This window comes from [Clostridium] aminophilum DSM 10710, assembly GCF_000711825.1.
In the GTDB taxonomy this organism is placed as follows: domain Bacteria; phylum Bacillota; class Clostridia; order Lachnospirales; family Lachnospiraceae; genus Clostridium_R; species Clostridium_R aminophilum.
In genome coordinates, this window is sequence record NZ_JONJ01000002.1 from 227,512 (window position 1) to 246,677 (window position 19,166).

The 19,166-nt window shown below is 52.9% G+C and carries 15 protein-coding genes and 1 pseudogene; all 16 read right to left on the reverse strand.

Going from position 1 to position 19,166, the window contains the following annotated elements; all coding sequences use genetic code 11:
- Nucleotides 1–16 precede the first annotated feature (16 nt).
- On the reverse strand, nucleotides 17–2,650 hold the full coding sequence (gene mutS, locus BR86_RS0103030) for a DNA mismatch repair protein MutS (protein WP_031471529.1): 2,634 nt from the start codon (nucleotides 2,648–2,650) through the stop codon (nucleotides 17–19).
- A 190-nt stretch (nucleotides 2,651–2,840) separates the two neighbouring features.
- Nucleotides 2,841–4,157 (reverse strand): L,D-transpeptidase family protein, encoded by a 1,317-nt coding sequence (locus BR86_RS0103035; protein ID WP_031471530.1) that lies wholly within the window; start codon nucleotides 4,155–4,157, stop codon nucleotides 2,841–2,843.
- A gap of 20 nt (nucleotides 4,158–4,177) precedes the next feature.
- Nucleotides 4,178–5,623, reverse strand: a complete 1,446-nt coding sequence (miaB, locus tag BR86_RS0103040; RefSeq protein ID WP_031471531.1) for a tRNA (N6-isopentenyl adenosine(37)-C2)-methylthiotransferase MiaB — start codon at nucleotides 5,621–5,623, stop codon at nucleotides 4,178–4,180.
- A gap of 228 nt (nucleotides 5,624–5,851) precedes the next feature.
- Nucleotides 5,852–7,780, reverse strand: a complete 1,929-nt coding sequence (locus tag BR86_RS15025; RefSeq protein WP_161767267.1) for an EAL domain-containing protein — start codon at nucleotides 7,778–7,780, stop codon at nucleotides 5,852–5,854.
- A 197-nt stretch (nucleotides 7,781–7,977) separates the two neighbouring features.
- Nucleotides 7,978–8,616 (reverse strand): 5-formyltetrahydrofolate cyclo-ligase, encoded by a 639-nt coding sequence (locus tag BR86_RS16540; RefSeq protein ID WP_278245584.1) that lies wholly within the window; start codon nucleotides 8,614–8,616, stop codon nucleotides 7,978–7,980.
- Nucleotides 8,596–10,203, reverse strand: a pseudogene (locus BR86_RS0103050) (NAD(P)/FAD-dependent oxidoreductase); the annotation flags it as partial. The pseudogene BR86_RS0103050 and the gene BR86_RS16540, both read right to left, overlap by 21 nt.
- A 165-nt stretch (nucleotides 10,204–10,368) precedes the next feature.
- Nucleotides 10,369–12,294 (reverse strand): heavy metal translocating P-type ATPase, encoded by a 1,926-nt coding sequence (locus BR86_RS0103055; protein ID WP_031471534.1) that lies wholly within the window; start codon nucleotides 12,292–12,294, stop codon nucleotides 10,369–10,371.
- A 51-nt stretch (nucleotides 12,295–12,345) separates the two neighbouring features.
- Nucleotides 12,346–12,561, reverse strand: coding sequence for a heavy-metal-associated domain-containing protein (locus tag BR86_RS0103060; protein WP_031471535.1), 216 nt, complete (start codon nucleotides 12,559–12,561; stop codon nucleotides 12,346–12,348).
- A gap of 94 nt (nucleotides 12,562–12,655) precedes the next feature.
- Entirely contained in the window at nucleotides 12,656–12,991 is a 336-nt protein-coding gene (locus tag BR86_RS0103065; protein ID WP_031471536.1) for an ArsR/SmtB family transcription factor, read from the reverse strand.
- A gap of 212 nt (nucleotides 12,992–13,203) precedes the next feature.
- A complete protein-coding gene (locus BR86_RS0103070) occupies nucleotides 13,204–13,419 on the reverse strand; it encodes a hypothetical protein (RefSeq protein WP_051684546.1) in 216 nt (71 codons plus the stop codon).
- Between the two features lie 15 nt (nucleotides 13,420–13,434).
- A complete protein-coding gene (locus tag BR86_RS0103075; protein WP_031471538.1) occupies nucleotides 13,435–13,791 on the reverse strand; it encodes a hypothetical protein in 357 nt (118 codons plus the stop codon).
- Nucleotides 13,792–13,848: 57 nt separating this feature from the next.
- Nucleotides 13,849–14,808, reverse strand: coding sequence for an SPFH domain-containing protein (locus BR86_RS0103080; RefSeq protein ID WP_031471539.1), 960 nt, complete (start codon nucleotides 14,806–14,808; stop codon nucleotides 13,849–13,851).
- Nucleotides 14,809–15,052: 244 nt separating this feature from the next.
- On the reverse strand, nucleotides 15,053–15,493 hold the full coding sequence (locus BR86_RS0103085; RefSeq protein ID WP_031471540.1) for an HD domain-containing protein: 441 nt from the start codon (nucleotides 15,491–15,493) through the stop codon (nucleotides 15,053–15,055).
- Between the two features lie 215 nt (nucleotides 15,494–15,708).
- Nucleotides 15,709–16,986: a BaiN/RdsA family NAD(P)/FAD-dependent oxidoreductase gene (locus BR86_RS0103090; protein WP_031471541.1), complete on the reverse strand. Its 1,278-nt coding sequence runs from the start codon at nucleotides 16,984–16,986 to the stop codon at nucleotides 15,709–15,711.
- Between the two features lie 10 nt (nucleotides 16,987–16,996).
- The gene (locus BR86_RS0103095; protein WP_031471542.1) at nucleotides 16,997–18,658 is read right to left on the reverse strand and encodes a putative polysaccharide biosynthesis protein; all 1,662 of its coding nucleotides are present in this window, start codon (nucleotides 18,656–18,658) and stop codon (nucleotides 16,997–16,999) included.
- Entirely contained in the window at nucleotides 18,655–19,152 is a 498-nt protein-coding gene (ybeY, locus tag BR86_RS0103100) for an rRNA maturation RNase YbeY (protein ID WP_031471543.1), read from the reverse strand. The genes BR86_RS0103095 and ybeY overlap by 4 nt, the downstream gene beginning before the upstream one ends.
- Between the last annotated feature and the right edge of the window lie 14 nt (nucleotides 19,153–19,166).

The following is a 19,166-nucleotide window of genomic DNA, read 5'->3' on the forward strand; positions in this document are numbered from 1 at the left end:
GACTCATTCCTTTCTGTCAGTTATTCCACCGGTTTTTGAGTTTTGACTGCAGCCGGTCGAGCTCGTTCAGCGCTTCTAACGGGGACATCTGGTTTACTTTCAGTTCCAGAATTTCACGGACTATGTCGTCGGAACGGATGGTATCCGACATGGAAAGCTGACCGCGGTCGACTTCATCCTGCTTCTCGATTTTTTTTCGGGTTGTGGCGCTGGAGCCGGCAATCTCTCTGGCGCGGTCGACGATATCGGCATCGCTGAGCTGATCAAGAATCTCGTTGGCACGGCTGATGACCGCACCCGGAACGCCGGCCAGCTTTGCAACCTGAATGCCGTAACTGCGGTCAGCGCCGCCTTTCACGATCTTTCGGAGAAAGACGATGTCGTCTCCCTGTTCACGGACGGCGATGCAGTAGTTGGTGACACCGGTAAGGGCACCCTCCAGCTCGGTGAGCTCGTGGTAATGCGTTGCAAACAGCGTCTTGGCGCCCAGTGTCTTCGTGGAAGACACAAATTCCACCACCGCCCAGGCGATGGCCATTCCGTCCAACGTACTGGTTCCGCGGCCGATCTCATCCAAAATGACCAGGGAATTCCGGGTGGCATTCCGGAGAATGTTGGCGACCTCGGTCATCTCCACCATGAAGGTACTCTGACCGCTGGCAAGATCATCCGAAGCACCGACACGGGTGAAGATGCGGTCGACGATGCCGATGTCCGCCTCGTCCGCCGGTACGAAGGAACCGATCTGCGCCATCAGCGTGATGAGGGCGGTCTGCCGCATATAGGTGGATTTTCCGGCCATGTTCGGACCGGTGATGATGGCAAAGCGGTTCCGGGAATTGTCGAGGAAGGTGTCATTTGCCACAAACAGATTGTTTTTCATCATGCGTTCCACCACCGGGTGGCGTCCGTTTTTGATGCGGATCAGCCCTTTTTCGTTGATGGCCGGCTTGACATATCCGAACCGGGTTGCGGCGACGGAGAAAGAGACCAGCACATCGGTCTTGGCGATGGCACGCGCCGTCTTCTGGATCCGCGTCACCTGTTCGGCGATCCGGTCGCGCACATCCACGAAGAGATCGTATTCCAGGGAATACAGCCGGTCTTCCGATCCGAGAATTTTCTCCTCGGTATTCTTCAGTTCTTCGGTGGTATAGCGCTCGGCATTGACCAGAGTCTGTTTGCGGATGAAGTAATCCGGTACGAGGTCCTTGAACGAATTGGTGACTTCAAAATAGTATCCGAAGACCTTATTGTATTTGATCTTGAGGTTTTTGATTCCGGTCTTCTCCCGCTCGGACGCCTCGAGATTCGCAAGCCAGTTTTTGCCTTCGGTCTTCGCCATGCGCAGTTCGTCGGCGTCTTTGGAATATCCTTCCCGGATGATTCCGCCCTCCCGGAGCATGACCGGAGGTTCGTCGTTGATGGCGGACCGGATCAGCGTGCGGATGTCATCCAGCGGATCAATCTCCTCTTCGGTTTCACGGATCAGATCCGAAGTGAAACTCTTCAGCTGATCTTTGATGGGCGTCAGCATTTCAAGGGATGATGCCAGCGCGATCAGGTCCCGGGGATTCGCCGTTTTGTAGCTGATTCTTCCGATCAGGCGCTCCAGATCATAGATGGGGCCGAGGTACTCGGAGATCTCCTCGCGGGAAATGTAATTCATATTGAACTCATCCACCGCGTTCTGACGGCTTACAATCCGTTCCCGGTCAATCAGCGGCTGTTCCACCACGCTGCGCAGAAGGCGCGCGCCCATGGCTGTCTTTGTATGGTCGAGAACCCAGAGCAGCGTACCCCTCTTCTGCTTTTCACGAAGCGTCTCCGTGAGTTCGAGATTCCGGCGAGTGGAAGTGTCCAGCATCATATACTGGCCGGTGGTGTATGGCGTGATATGTGTCAGGTGATCGAGATGGTTTTTCTGCGTTTCATACAGATAAGACAGAACCGCACCGGCCGCAATGGTTCCGACCGGATAATCGCCGAGACCGAGGCCGCCGAGATTGCCGACATGGAAATGCTCCTCGAGAAGACCGCGGCACACGTCATCGGAAAAATACCGGTGTTCAAGGACCGATACCGCAATGTTCAGCCGTGCTTTCAGGTCATCCATATCCAGACCGCTCATCATCAGCGGTTCATTGCACACGATCTCTGCCGGCTCAAACCGGTTGATCTCATCCGTAAGGCTCCGCTTGGAGGAGACTTCCGTCACCAGATAATCGCCGGTTGTGACATCGACGGCGGCAATGCCGAAGGTGCGGTCGAGACACACAATTCCCATCAGATAATTGTTTTTGGTCTCTTCCACACTGCCCTCTCCGAGCAGCGTTCCGGGAGTGACCACGCGGATGACTTCGCGCTTCACGAGGCCTTTGGCAAGCTTCGGGTCCTCTACCTGCTCCGCAATCGCGGCCTTATATCCTTTTTTGACCAGACGGGTTATATATCCGTCCACCGCGTGGAACGGAACGCCGCACATCGGCGCGCGCTCCTCCAGACCGCAGTCTTTTCCGGTCAGTGTCAGTTCCAGCTCACGGGATGCGGTCTTTGCATCCTCAAAAAACATCTCATAAAAATCGCCGATCCGGTAGAACAGAATACAGTCTTCATACTGCTTCTTCATCTCCAGATAGTGCGCCATCATCGGTGAAAGTGCCACTGGTCGATCTCCCCTCTAATAGACAGACATAGCGCGGTGTAACAGGGCTTTTCCGGCCCTGATCGCACCGCGCTTTTCTATATACGATTCGAGTCCCGTTTTCGGGATTCTCTCGTTCCGCGGCAGCTGTCAGCGTCTCATCAGGTCATGGACGCCGGCATTTTGCTCACGCAACTCAGTTTCCAAGTTCCGGATCGGTCGGATCCCAGTTCTGGTCATCGCGAACCGTAATCTGATCCGGAATCATAAACGGCCCCGGATTGGTTGCATCCTCATAGATTGTTACGGATGTACCGAGCTTACAATTGTCGTATACCCACTTTGCGTTCTTTGCCACAAGGCGGATGCAGCCGTGAGACAGAGAAATACCGAGACGGTTGTAACCGGCCGTATTCAGTGTCTGGTTGTTCGGTGCGGCATAGGTGATGGAGTGCATCATGACACCGCCGACCACTCTGGTCGCCCACTGGGTATAGCTGTCGTCGATCATAAATCTCCAGCGGAACTTGTCCAGTGTATGGAAGGTTCCCACCGGTGTATTCTCTCCGCCGGTGGAGGTCTTCATCGCCTTCACCGGAATGATGTAGCCGTTCTGTCCGTCCTGGGCATAAACCGTCAGACAGTTGAGTGTCTTGTTGATGCGGATCTGATAGCTCGGCTGTTTTCCGATCAGCGCGTCCACATCCTGATTCAGCTGGCCGTTCGGCTCGAAGAAGAATTTCAGACCGTCAATGTACTGCCATCCGGTCAGAGCCTGTCCGTCGCGGAAATAGTATCTCTGGTGCTCTTCGTCGAGCCAGCCGTTGTACGGTGTGCCGTCCTCAGCCGTCATGGTGGTCGCGTTGTCCGCAATGTTCAGCCGGCCGGTCACATTGGAACGGTATCTTGCGCTGCCGTTGTCCTGCGGAGCCGCCGCACCCTTCGGGAGAACGACAACTTCCAGATTGGTGATGCACTCGCCGAGGTCTACGGTTCCGGCAAGCTCACCGTTCTTCGCCCAGCCCATCTGACCCTGTCCGGTTGTGGTGGTGCGGTAATAAACGTCATATTCTTTTTCGGCTGTTCCAGTCAGAGCGATCTGAACCGCCTGCATTTTGTTGTCGTCGCTGACGACGGTGGACTCCATACCGTCGTGATTCCACCACAGAAAACCGCCATAATTGTTGTAGGTCCGGTAGGAAATGCCGCCGATCCCTTCATATCCGCCCAGATTCATGGTCATTGCACAGATCTGGTTTTTGGAATCTCTCAGATAGTTGATCTCAACCGGGAGCGCAGACTCCGGTGTCGGCAATACCAGTGCCGGAGTGGCAACATTCGGATCCTGGCTCGGAGAGTTTGCGGAGGTCGAGGAAGTAACCTGCTTTACGGTTTTTCCTTCTGCCTTTGCCTGTGCAATCTCGGCTGCCGGACCGGCATAGACAGCCGGAGTCGCGGTAACGCTGAACATAGCGGCTGCCATTGCCGCAATTAGTAACGGATTCTTTTTCATAACGGTTAACTCCTCCCTGATTACCGGATCATGGTTCCCATATAGTAGAAGCCTCTTGCCTCATCCAGATGTACCGTGACGATACTTCCGATCAAATCTTTGGATCCCTCAAAGTGAACGACGCTGTTATTCGAAAGGCGGCCGGTCACGTACCCATACATATGGTCGTCCTCCTCTTCCACGAGAACCTTCTGATCGGTTCCCTGAAGGAGCTCGCAGCGCTTTGCCGCATTGGCCTGAACCAGAGCGAGAAGCCGGTCAAACCGGTCTTTCACAATGTCGGCCGGAATCTGGTCTTCCATTTTGGCAGCCGGTGTGCCGCTTCGTTTGGAATAAATAAACGTGAACGCGCTGTCATACTGAACCTTTTCCACCACATCCATGGTCTCCAGAAAATCTTCTTCGGTCTCACCCGGGAAACCGACGATGATGTCGGTGGTGATGGCCATGTCCGGAATCGCTTCACGGATCTTTCGTGTCAGCGCCAGATACTGTTCCCTGTCATAATGACGGTTCATGATCTTCAGAATCCGGCTTGAGCCGGACTGGAGCGGCAGATGAAGATGACGGCAGATCTTGTCGGAATTCTTCATAACTTCGATCAGCTCGTCGGAAAGATCCTTCGGATGCGATGTCATGAATCGGATTCTCTCCAGACCCTCGATCTTCTCCACTTCCCTCAGAAGTTCGGCAAAGGAAACCGGATTGTCGAGTGTCTTTCCGTAGGAATTGACATTCTGGCCGAGAAGCATAATCTCTTTTACGCTGTTTTTCACCAGAAGGCGGCACTCGTTCAGAATGTCCTGCATTTCCCTGCTGGTCTCCCGTCCCGTCACATACGGGACAATGCAGTAGCTGCAGAAGTTGTTGCAGCCGAACATGATGTTGACTCCGGACTTAAAGGAATATTTTCGCTCTGCCGGAAGATCTTCCACAATCAGGCGTTTGCCGTTCTCAATGTCGATGACCTGATGACCGGAGTCGATTCTCTCGGCCAGAAGTTCTGCCAGACGGTAATTATTGATATGACCGAGAACCACATCGACGAACGGATAGCTTTTCCGGATCTTCTCAACGACGTGTTCTTCCTGCGTCATGCATCCGCAGATCGCAATCATCATATCCGGATTCTTCTTTTTGATCGTGCTGACACGCCCGAGGCGGCCGTATACGCGAAGATCGGCATTTTCGCGGACCGTACAGGTGTTATAGAGAACAAGATCGGCAGTCTCATCCGTTCCTTCTTCAAAGCCGGCATCGATCAGAATGCCCAGCAGTTTTTCCGATTCATGGGCGTTCATCTGACACCCGAAGGTTGTGACGAAACAGGTAAGCGGTCTTCCGAGCGCTTCCCGGCGCTTCTTTGTCCAGTGGCGGAGTCTGGCGATGAAATACCGCTGTCTTGCCGGCTCCGTCTCCGGCGGAAGTGCCGCCAGATCGATGCTGTCATAGTTAAAAGCAGTCATATATAAATCTCCTTAGTTCATGCATCTCCTTATATTACTATAAGATGAAAGGATTCGCAAGGTTCCCTTGACGGCGAGTCGTCTGTTATCCGCCGGCCACCCCGGATTGCGGGGATGAGGGGAGCGAAATCCGATGGCGGCTTTATTCGGCCTTTTTCTGCAACGCAGGCACCGCTTCTTTTCAGAACCTGAAAAGGAACGGCGCCTGTCGTTTTAACCTGTATTTTTTTATACTGTTCCGGAGTTTTCTGCCATAAACGCTTTAAACTCTTCCGGCGGGAGCGGTTTTGAGAAATAGAAGCCCTGCTCATAATCGCAGCCCAGTTTGATCATGGTATCCATCATTTCCTTTGTCTCGATTCCCTCGACGACAATCTCCATATTCGAGTGCTGAAACAGCCGTATGAGATCCGGAAGGAACGGAGCCTTTCCGTCAAAGAAGGACCGGGTAAACAGCATATCGATCTTGACCACGTGGATCGGAAGTTTCATCAGACTGGTCAGATTGGACGCTCCGGTACCGAAATCATCCAGTGACAGTTCCGCGCCCATTGACTGGAGCCCCTGGATCTGCATCTGAATCATATCGTAATCCTCGACCAGGGATTCCGTGATCTCGAAATCAAACATGCTCATCGGTATTCCATGTCTTCCGGCGATCTCGGAGAGCTCTCTCAGAAGACTGTGACTCATGCACTGAATCGGTGAGAGATTGATGTTGATAAAATCGATCCCGAGCTTCTTCGTATCGACTGTTTTCAGAAATATGCAGGTCTTCTCAAATACCTGCCGTCCGATCTCCATGATATCGCCGTTCTTTTCCGCCACCGGAATGAAGTCGAGCGGTGAAATATAGCCGAGAACCGGATCCTGCAGCCGCGCAAGGGCCTCTGCTCCCTGAACCGTTTTTTCTCTTGTTGAGTAGATCGGCTGAAAATAGACCTCAAAACGATTGGCTGCGATCGCATCTTTGACCGCTCTCTCCACGGATTTCCGTTTCCGGACACTTTCGACCATCTGATCGGAAAAGACATCGTGCCCTCTCCGGTTTTCATCGTAGGATCTGGCGTTGGAATACCGCACAAGGTCGCCGAGATCGATTTCATTTCCGGAAAGGATGGAATCCGGAATCAGCAGGGCGGAGATTTTCATCGGAACCGTTCCGGTATATGATTTCTGAAATTCGTCATAGCTGCTCTTCCACTCCTCCATCATCTGAGGCGCAGTCATATGGGGATGACCGCGGAGAAGAAGGGAAAAGTTTCCGTTCCGGATATAAAATGCAAGCGAATGCGGAAAGGTTTTCATCAGCCAGGAAGCAAAGATCCGGAGGCCGTCATTTACCATGCTGACTCCATAGATGGATTTGGATGCCTCGTAGTTGTGAATGGACATTGTCAGCAGACTGAACGGAATTCTCTTTTCCCGATAATCTCTTTGAATCAGATCCAGCGCCTCTTTATTCATCAGTTTTGTCCGGCTATCCCGATACAGGTCCGGGTTCTCGGCCGTAAGGTAGATGATGATAATGGAAATGATGCTGAAGTAGCTGGTCACCAGAATATGGTAGAACTGCTTCCGCATAATGATCCCGATAAAGAGAATAAGGTTGAAGGACAGCAGTCCGGCCCGCATTCTTCCGGACAGACGTTTCCAGGAACGGGCGATCAGACCGACCGATACGGCGAGATAAAAATAGGTGCCGGTATAAATCAGCTGATACAGGTCACAATTCTCGTATCCGTTCTCTCCGATTCTGTAGATCGTATGTGTCCACGGCGTCGACAGAACCAGCAAAATCATGACCACGGTCGGAAGAGCTGTCAGAATCATAAACAGGCGGCTGTCATTCCAGCAGCGGGTGGTCTCCATCGTGTACGCAAACAGAGCCCATCCGCGGATGACAAAAGCCAGAAAAAATGCGTGATTGATGGCGTAGAGAGACCAGACCGGAAAATCGGTCCAGATCGTGATCATCTCACAGGCCACAATATCCGTGCTTGTCATGATCAGATTGGATATCATAATAAGCCAGAAATAGGAGCTCTGCCGAATGGGCAGATTTCTCCGGAACCCGTAAAAAATGAGAAGAATGATCTGAACCGGTATCGATGCAATTGCAAAATCATAATTAAAAGGACTAATCCATTGGAGCATGCTGTTTCTCCCTTTTTCCTGACCGGAAGCAATATCTGTAATCAGTGCCTTCTGTATTTCACGAAGCTCATCCATTCATAGGATCCGTTTTGTGGAATCATAAAAGAAATATCGTCAATTACTTATGATGTATTCATCATTTCTTCGGCTTATCCGATTTCAGAATTACGAGTGTCCCGGATCCGGTGGTGAATGAATCAGTCGCTGGTTTTCCGGCTCTTCTCCGGGGATTCGTCAAAACGGAGAATCCGCTTTTCCGTGACGATCCGGTCCGGGCGAAGGTCAAAATCTGCATGAGGAACAGTGTCAAAGAACTGCTGTTCATAGGCGATCGCAATGCGCTTGTGGTCAGGTTCGGCCGCAAAGAAACGGTCATAGAATCCGCCGCCGTAGCCGCACCGCCATCCCTCGTCGCAGAAGGCGACTCCCGGCGTGATGACAGGACAGGTCTTGTCGTCCGCCTGTTCGCATCCGCTCTTCGGTTCCAGAAGGTCAAACCCGCCCCGTTCGAGATCCTGCGGTCCGGAAATATAGTAAAAATGCATGGTCTTTCCTGCCGCATCTTTTTCCACACGCGGGACAGCGACGCGGATTCCGCGCTTCAGGAGGTGCCGGATGATGGCCTCTGTGTCCGCTTCGCCGTGAACGCTGACATAGGCATAGACAGTTTTACCGTCTCCGAGCACGTCATCCATGACACCGGTCAGGTTCTCAAAAAGGCCCTTTTTCCACTGTTCTCGATCTTTCTCGGAGGTGTTCTTCCGGCGCTCTGCCACCTCGGCCCGGAGGTCTTTTTTGGTGATCAGGGCATTTCCGGGTGAATACTGTTCCGCAATCTTTTCCGCGCATTTCAGGCCGTCCATGGCTGCAGAGGTGATTCCTCCCGCATAGCCTGCTCCCTCGCCGCAGGGAAACAGTCCTCTGCATGCGACGGACTCGAGACTGTCCTTATCCCTCGGAATCCGTACCGGGGAGGAGGTCCGGCTCTCCACGCCGGCGATGACGGTATCGGGACGGTCAAAGCCTTCAATGATGCGGCCGAAATGATCCATTCCCTCGGTCAGCGATTCCGCGATCTCGTCCGGGAAGATATGACGCACATCACCAAAGGTGTATTTTCCGCCGAATACCGGCTTCACTTCGCCGAAGTGATCGGAAATGCGTCCGCTTCGGAAATCCTCCAGAAGCTGAACCGGAATGGCGCCGTTTCCTGCCTCGTAGGCCGCTTTTTCCAGACTCTGCTGGAACGACATTCCGCGAAGTACATCGTCTCCCTCGAAATCTTCCGGGCGCACGGTCACAATGATCGCGCTGTTGGCCGTTCCGCTGTCCCGTCTGGAGTTGGACATTCCGTTCACGGCGAGCATGCCCTTTTCACTGGACGCATTGACGACGATACCGCCCGGACACATACAGAAAGAGTATACGCCGCGGCCGTTTGCAGCCGTGTATGTCAGTTTGTAGGACGCCTCGCCGAATTCGCCCGCTTCCGCTCTTCCGTATTGGGATTGGTTGATCATGGACTGGGGATGCTGTACGCGGACACCTACGGCAAAAGGCTTCGGTTCCATGCCGAGATTCTGACCGCTCAGGATACGGAAGGTGTCCCTCGCCGAGTGTCCGATCGCGAGGATAACCGTCTCCGCAGGGATGGCCTCACCGGTGGAAAGCATGACGCCGCTGACACGACGGTTTCCGGCTGCGTCATTTTCCGTCAGCAGTCCGCTGAATTTTGTGCCGAAACGGATCTCTCCGCCGAGGGCAAGGATCTCTTTTCGGATATTCCGCACGACGCCGATCAGAACATCTGTGCCGATGTGCGGATTGTTCACATAACAGATGTCCGGATCCGCTCCGGCTTCCGCGAACATCTTCAGAACTTCACGATTGCGTCCGAGGGGATCTTTCACCATTGTATTCAGTTTTCCGTCGGAAAATGTTCCAGCTCCGCCTTCCCCGAACTGAACGTTCGATTCCGGATCGAGCGGACCGCCCTCCCAGAACGAGCGAACTTTCTCCGTCCGTTTCTCCACTTTCTCACCGCGTTCGAGAACGATCGGGCGGTAACCGGCACGGGCGAGGTTCAGCGCGGCGGTCATGCCGGCGGGGCCAAATCCGATGATGACGGGACGGGTTTTCATAACCTTCTGCCCCGGCAGCGGGAACTGATAGGCCCGGTCCCGGCTGACCGATACGGAGCGGTCCCGGCATTTTCGGACGATGGCCGCTTCGTCACCGCGAACGCTGAGATTCAGCGCAAACGAGTAGTGAATATCCTCTTTCTTTCGGGCATCGAGAGAACGGCGGATCAGATGAATTTCGGAGATCCGGTCCTCCGGAATGTTTAAGATTTTTGATGCTTTTCTGCGCAGGTCCTCTTCAGTATAGGAAATGGACATGCGAAGCTGACTGATACGGATCATATGATTTACCTGCTTTTTATGGAATGTAAATTTTGTATTCACTTTGGCGTGGATCTCTTCGTTCTCCGGTGTATCGTCTGCACGATACGGCGAAAATACCGGCCCGGAAATACGAAGGACCGTTCCCATTGTTCACAATACTATGTAAAATGGAAACGGCTGTAACTAAACTGTAATAGAACGATATGTATTTAACAGGCGCATGGAGTTCAGGATGCACAGGACCGCGACACCGACATCCGCGAAAACGGCCGCCCACATATTGGCGATACCGATTGCACCGAGAATCAGGATCAGCACCTTCACGGTGATGGCAAACACGATATTCTGAGCGGAAACGGCAGCGGTTTTTTTGGCGATGGCGATCACGCCCGGAATCCGGGAAAGATTATCATCCATAATCACGATATCCGCGGCTTCAATCGCGGCGTCCGAGCCCATGGAGCCCATGGCGATTCCCACGTCTGCCCGGGTGAGAACCGGTGCATCATTGATTCCGTCACCGATAAAGGCCAGTCTGCCCCGCCCTGCCGTGTCGCCGTTTTTCTGCAGCCCGGTCAGAAGAGCTTCTACTTCGCTCACTTTATCCTGGGGAAGAAGTTCCGCACGGACAGAATCCACACCGAGTTCTCTTCCGACTGCATCCGCAGCCTCCCGGCGGTCTCCGGTCAGCATGACAATGCTGCGCACACCGGCCTTTTTCAGACCGCGGATGGCTTCTGTCGCGGATTTCTTGATCCGGTCGCGAATCAGAACCGCGCCGAGATAGCGATCGTCTTTCGCGACAAATACGATGGTTGCCGCAGGATCTTCGATGTTTTCCGGGAGAATCCCCTGATCCTCCATGAATTTCCGGCTTCCGACAAGGATCTCGCGATCCCCGTGTTTGGCGGTAATTCCCTTGCCGGATACATTTTCCGAATCGGACGGACGCTCGGAAAGAGGCCGTGTTTTGCCAAAACGTGATTCATACTCCGAAAGGATGGAATGCGCAATGGGATGAACGGACAGGCTCTCGGCGATCGCCGCGGTGCGGAGAAGATCTTCCGGTGTCACGCCATCCGCCGGGCGAAGATCCGTGACGGTAAAGCTTCCTTCGGTCAGTGTTCCGGTCTTGTCGGACACCACGGTGTCGAGATGCGCGAGAAGTTCGAGGTAATTCGAACCCTTTACGAGCACGCCGCTCTTGGATGCGGCTCCGATCCCGCCAAAAAAGGCCAGCGGGACGGAAATGACCAGAGCACACGGACAGGAAATAACGAGGAACGTGCAGGCACGGTAGATCCAGGTCATCCATCCTCCGAACATGAGCGGAGGAAGAAGGGCGAGCATGACGGCGAGCCCGACAACGATCGGTGTGTACACCCGGGCAAAACGGGTGATAAATGCTTCGGTCCGGGATTTTTTCTCGGAGGCATTTTCCACCAGCTCCAGAATCCGGGAAACGGTCGAATCCTCAAATTCTTTAACCGCCCTCACGCGGAGAAGTCCCTCTCCGTTCACGCATCCGGAGATGACATCGTCACCTTCCCGTACGGTCCGCGGAACGGGTTCTCCCGTCAGAGCGGAGGTGTTGATCAGACTTTCTCCGGAAAGGACAACACTGTCCACCGGGATTTTTTCACCCGGACGGATCACGAGAATATCGCCCGGACATACATCATCCGGATCGACTGTCTCGAAGCTGCCATCCTCCCGTTCCACATTGGCAAATTCGGGGACGATATCCATCAGATCGGAAATGGACTGTCGGGATTTGCCGACGGCGTATCCCTGAAACCATTCGCCCACCTGATAAAAGGCCATGACGGCGACTGCTTCGGAGTTTTCGCCGGTTGCAAACGCACCGATTGTCGCGATAAACATCAGAAAGCATTCGTCGAGAGGCTGTCGGTTCCGGATTCCGAGAAACGCTTTTCGGACAACCGGATAACCGCACAAAAGATAGGGAATCAGGTAAAGGACAAAACTGATCTTCCTGTCGCCGAACAGAGCCGGCAGCATTCCGGTTTTTTCTGCCGTCATCATGATCAGGAACAGAATAACGGCAGAACAGATTTTGATCAGTTCTTTTTTCTGTTTATCATTCATGGATGTATTCCTTTCATCCAACCGGGAACGACGGGCTGTTCACATTCGGATTCAGATATCGACACGGAAGTCCGGCTCGATTTTACGGCCTTCTTCGATCGCTTTATGAAGAATCTCGTCAAAACGGTCATCGTCCGCATCCAGCGTGAACTTCTGCATCATAAAGTTGACTTTTACGTCGTGAACACCATCCATCGCACTGATGGCTCTCTCTACTTTTGCGGCGCAGTTTGCACAGTCAATGTCACATTTGAATTTCTTTTTCATGTTTTTTCTCCTTTTGTCTGTATCGGAATTCTATCCTGTTCGTGAATCTCCGGTTTTCCGGAATGACTCCGGACATCCGGGAATCGATGATCGGTTATTCTTCGATATGTTCCTTGCCCATCGCAATGATGGTTTTGACGTGTTCGTCCGCGAGGGAATAAATGATGGTTTTTCCTCTTCGCTTTGACTGAATGAGCTTGGAACTCTTCAGCAGCTTCAGCTGATGACTGACCGCCGACTGATTCATCTGCAGATCTTCGCAGATTTCCGTGACGTTTCGTTCGCCCTGAAACAGATCGTAAAGAATTCTGATCCGCGTTGAATCGGCAAATACCTTGAACAGTTCCGCCAGATTGAACAGCTCATCTTCCGAGACATTGGCAATCAGGTGCTCGATCTTCTTCTCATCGTAAACGATGTTCTGCTCCATCGGTACCTCCTTTTATGTTTCATATTTTCATATGAATATATTATCATATGTTTGATCCGTGTTCAAGGGATCACTGAAATTTTTTTGCTGAAATTTCTTACTGCCGCGTAAACAGAAAAAGGAAGATCCGCGTCTGTACGGATCTTCCTTTTCACAACAGCGGGCCGTCAATGAGTCAAAGTCACCCTGCCGTCTGATATATATTCCGGATATTACTCTTCTTCCGGACCGCCCTCTTCTTCGAAAAGTGCAAGACTGTCAATGACATCTTCAAAGTCTTCCCGGAGTTCTTCCAGCGTATCGCCCTCATAACTGTAGAGAACGCCTTCGATCTCCACCTCACCCGAATAATACTTTTCCTTCAGGTGATAGATTACAGACCCGGTATAGCCGTTATATTTTAGTTCATGAATGTCGTCTCTGTTCATGGTGGTTCCTTTCCGTCAGAGATTTCTGCAGTCCGTCAGTCTCCGCTTGACACCGTTCAGAACAACGTATCCGAGCTCCGGCTCTTCATGTACGATATAGCGCGGACCGGTGGGTGCGTGACGGTGTCCGTGCTTTGTCTCACAGGTCAGATCCTGTGACTTCGGCACCGGGTGACCGTCGTCAGACACGTTTTTTTCGAAAAAATTTTTCAGCGTATCGGGGACAACGGTTTCGGAAGAAATATTTCCGGGCGTCGTATGGCTTTTTCCGGCGGAACGGTTCCGCTGATTTTTAACTTTGCTGGCCTGAAGTACTTTTCGTATGATGTAGATGATCAATGCGAAATAGGCCAGGCTGAACATTGCTCCCATATGCCCTCCTTAGGAATCGGTCTGCTCAGAACCTGCTCAGAACCGCTTGTGCAAAACTCAGGCCTTCGGAGCTGCGTCGGAGCTCCGGTCCGGATCCGATCCGGAGGCAACAGCGTGAATTCCAGCCGCAAGGCCGGCAATTCCCTGAATTTCCGACGGAATGATAATCTTGGTCGCTTTTCCGTCTGCCGCATGTGCAAATGCCTCCAGACTCTTCAGCTGAAGAACATTCTGATCAACATTGGCCTCTTTAATCATCCGGAGACCTTCCGCGGTCGCTTCCTGAACCTGGCGAATCGCTTCGGCACGGCCTTCCGCTTCTTTCACAGTCTTCTCCTTGAATGCTTCCGCTTCCAGAATCATCGCCTGTTTTTTGGCTTCGGCGTCGAGGACAGCGGATTCTTTTTTACCTTCTGCGGTCAGAATCATGGATTTCTTCTCACCTTCCGCGGTCAGGATGGCTGCACGCTTATCTCTCTCTGCCTTTGCTTCTTTTTCCATCGATTCCTTGATTGCCTGCGGCGGAACGATATTCTTCAGCTCACAGCGGGAAAGCTTGATTCCCCACGGATCGGTTGCCACATCGAGCGTGGCAAGCATCTGTGCGTTGACACGTTCACGGCTGGTAAGTGTCTCATCGAGGGTCATATCACCGATGATGTTTCGAAGTGTGGTTGCGGTCAGATTCTCCATCGCCATGATCGGATTCTCCACGCCGTAAGCGTAAAGCTTCGGATCAACGACACGGAAATAGAGAACCGAGTCAATCGTCATGGTGACGTTATCCTTTGTGATAACCGGCTGCGGAGCAAAATCGGCAACCTGCTCTTTCAGCAGGACTTTGCGGGTAATATGATCCACAATCGGAATTTTCACATGAAGACCGGCCCCCCAGGTGCCGTAATATACACCCAGACGCTCGATGACAAACGCGTAGGACTGCGGTACGATTCGAATGTTCGCTGCCAGAAACATGATGACGGCAACGATGATGATGAGCATGAAAACAAATCCCATACTGTTTCCTCCCGACTGAAAACCAGTCAATTTTAAAAAATATTGGTTACTGTCGGAATTATATCATATCTGAAGGGATGAGATTCTTACAATAAGTTTATCAGAGCCTGACATTATCGACAGGTCTCTTCTCCGGCTCGAAAAGTTTGCAGGCTCTCTTTACAAAGATTGCAAACTCTCTTCCGGCGTGAGGGGATGTGAAAACGAAATCCGCCTCCGGGACTCTGTTCGGGACTTTGCCGCGTCAGATGTGCTCAAATTCTTCGAGGTAGCGCAGAGAGCGCTCGTATTTTTCCCTCCGCGCTTCATCCTTCGCCGTGATTCTGCGCAGACGCGTTTCGTCCATATTGTGACGGAGATCGGAGATTTTTACCTTCCGTGCGATCTCATTCGGCGCAATCCGCCGGATGTAATCGTCGTAGGATACGCCCTCCGGGCGGGACAGGATTTCCAGTGCCACAAGAACCGGTTCGGAAAATCCTTCTTCCGCCAGTTCTTCGATCGTCATATCGGTATCTTCGATCACGTCATGCAAAAGCGCAGCACAGGCCGTCAGTTCATCCTGCATGGATTCAGCCACATGCCACGGATGAAAGCAGTACGGCACGCCGCTCTTGTCGGTCTGTCCCATGTGCTGCTGATACATGATTTTCATTGCTTTTCGGGTTGCATCGGTATATATCATACGCTTCCTCTCTCCCATCGGGCAGGAACGAAACACTCGTTTTACAGCGTTATATGTATTTTTCGGATGAAACCGCACTTTCAATAAATCCGGAACGAAAAAAAGTTTAAAAGCAGTCCCGCCGATTTTGCCGGAGGATCATTTTTCGATATAATCTCCGATGGCGGTGGTTCGCGGCTGATCCGGAAGGATATATCCGGAAAAGAATGAAGAACTTACTGTACGGATGCTGCGGCACTGCCGGCGACAAAGCCGGATGCCCAGGCCCAATGGAGATTGTATCCGCCGCAGATTCCGTCCACATCGACGATCTCTCCGGCAAAATACAGACCGGGGCGTTTGCGGGACTCCATAGTCTCCGGAGTGATCTCGCAGACATCGATGCCCCCGCAGCACACCTGCGCCTGTTCGAAGGAATTGGTTCCGGTAATCTCCGTCGGAAACACATGGATCATCCGGGAAAGTTTCGCGAGATCTTTGTCGGTCAAGGCGGATACCGCGCCGGCCCCATCAAACCGGATTCCGGCACGCTCCATCAGGAGATTTCCGAGTTTCCGGTTGAACCATCCGGTCAGAAATTCCGACGGACCCTTTTCGCCGAGCATCGCTCTTCTCTGAACAAGCATGTCTAAAAGCTCATTTTCGGACAGATCCGGCCAGAAGTTCAGCTCCGCACGGATCTTCTTTCCATCGGCGATAGCTCTCGAAGCATAGCGGCTGACCTGAAAGACCGGGATGCCGGAAATGCCGTAGTCGGTCAGCTGAACTTCTCCGGTGTCCTCGGCAAGAAGACTGCCGGAAGCCACGTCGCGAAGTGCAACACGAGCCCGGACCCGGACACCGCTGACCTTTCCGTAGAATTTTTCGGTACAGCGGAGCTGTACCAGCGCCGGCAGCGGTTCAATGATCCGGTGACCGTAGATTTCCGCGATCGCATATCCGGAACCGTCCGAGCCGGACTTCGGAGCCGCCTTGGAGCCGGCTGCCAGAATCACCGCATCCGCGGCGAAATTTCCGCAGTCGGTCCGGATTTGAAAACGATCCGCGGCCGCTTTCCCGGGATCCGCAGTCAGCTTTTTTTGATCCCGGATCTCTTCGATATGACAGTTTACCACTGTCCTGACGCCGAGATGGTCCGCACGATGGCGAAGGACATCCAGAATCGATGCGGCCTGACCGGATGCCGGATAAAGGTATCCGTCACGTTCGGAGATTACAATACCGAGCGATTCAAAAAAGTGTTCCACTTCACCGATCGGAAAGCGGGAAATGACGGCCCACGGAAAATCCGGATCGCCGCTGCGCCAGAATTCCGGTTTCTGCAGCCGGTTTGCAAAGTTACATTTTCCGTTTCCGGTGGACAGAATCTTTTTTCCGACCCGGTCATTGTGTTCGAGGATCGTAACCTTTGCCCCGCGTTCCGCTGCACGCACAGCAGCGGCAAGACCGGCTGCGCCGCCTCCGATTACGGTCACAAAGCGTTTTTTTGCCATATCATTTTCCTCACATCAGTCTGCATTTTTTAGCCAGGCTCACAAGCCGTGTTCCGCCGGGCATATGGCGCAGTTCCTCTTCGGTAATGCCGCGAAGAAGGAGCAGAACTGCTCCGTATACAAGAACGGCAAAGCCGACCGAAACCGCAATGGCTGCAATGTTGATCGGTATGACTGAATAAACTCCATGGTAGATCAGCCACGCGAAGATGCCCATGACGGCGCTTGCGGCGCCGGGAATCAGGAACGTTCTCCGGAACTCCTGCCGGTACGGGATCGCGGCCCGGATCGACCGCTGGTTCAGCCAGCACATCAGAACCGCGAAGAAGATTTTGGAATGTACCAGAGCGTAGATACCCATCCGGAGCGGGATCAGCATGATCACGAGAACGATAATATGCAGAATCAGTGCGATCAGCGCATTTTTCACCGGTTCGCGGAATCGGCCGAGCCCCTGCAGAATCGCGTTGCTCACCGTGGACATCGACAGGAAGAGGATCACCGTGCTTCCGTAGACCATCATGCGGATCGCTTCGGTGTTATCGCCGCTGTGAAACAGCAGGTTCATCGACGGACCCGCCAGAACCGTCAGTCCCACCGTGCACGGGATGGCAATCAGCATGGAGAAACGGATGACAAGTCCGGTCTTCTTCACCATTTCCCGGACATCTTTTCTCGCGCATGCACCGGAGATCGAAGGGATCAGGGACGAAGAAAGCGAGTTCGCCATGGCCAACGGTACATTGACCAGAAGCATATATTTGTTGTTAAAGATACCCCAGAGCGAGAGAAAACGGTCGCCCTGCCCGGTCATGGCCATACCGTGGGCCATGATTCCATTGTCGATGACACTGTTGATATTGTAGATGGTGGAACTGAGAATGACCGGAATGGTGATGGAAAGCAGCGCGCTCCCGACTTTTCCGAAACGGTCGGATGATCCGCTCTCGTCACGCCGGCACCTTCTCCGAATGGTCGGGCGATAAAGGATAAATAGTCCGAGAACAAAGAGAAATGCCGCAAATGCTCCCATGCCGGTTCCGATGGTGCCTCCCGCCGCGCCGAAGGCTTCGGCGTATCCGGCCCCTTTTTCCGCCCAGAAACTGCTGTTTCCCATGCGGAAGAGGTAAAATGCGGCGACAACGCTGATGATGGCATTGACGATCTGTTCGAGAATCTGGGACACGGCCGTCGGAAGCATCGTTCCGTGACCCTGAAAAAAACCGCGGAGTACGCCGAGATAGGCCATCAGCCAGATCGTCGGCGCCAGCGCGCGCAGCGCATAGACGGCAAGCGGGGTCGCGAAAACATGGTTTGCGAAGAAATCCGCACCGAACCATGTGACGAAAAATGCCGCGCTGCCGACGATGGTCGCATAGATCATCGCGACGATGAAGATCCGGTATACATTCCGGTATTCCTTTCGGGCCAGTTTTGCGGATACCATTCGGGATACGGCTACCGGAAGGCTGTAGGAGGACAGGATCAGCATAATGTTGTACACATTAAAGGCTGTTGAATAATACCCCATTCCTTCATCGCCGATGATATTGGTCATCGGAATGCGGTACAGAATGCCGATCAGCCGGACGATAATGCCGGCCGCGGCAAGGATGGAACCCTGAATCAGAAAATTCGATCCCTTTTTGCTTCTGCCATCCGTTCCGCTCATCTTGTATACCCCTTTGACTGCAGAATCTCCTCCTGTTTCTTTTCCATGACGATCCGTTCGTCATCTTCCATGTGATCATAGCCCATCAGGTGCAGCATGCTGTGCGCCACAAGGAAGGCCAGCTCTCTGGTCTCGGAGTGGCCGTAGCTTGTGGCCTGCTCGCGCACCTTGTCGATGGAAATGACAATATCTCCGAGAAGCAGTTCTCCGGTTTCCGGATTGAAGCAGTCTTCGGCATCTTCTTCCAGCCGGTCAAAATCCGCCGGCGTCTCATAATCGCACATCGGGAAACTGAGCACGTCCGTCGGGCGGTCAATGCTGCGGAATTCTTTGTTCAGTGCGTGAATATTCTCATTGTCGGTCAGCACGACGCTTACTTCCGCCTCGTACGGACATTTTTCATAATCAAGGGCGGCGAGAACGATCTCCTCGATGATCTTCTCATACGGGAGGTTCAGTTCGCCTTCATACTCATTTTCAATATTGACTGTCATTACAACCTCTTTCT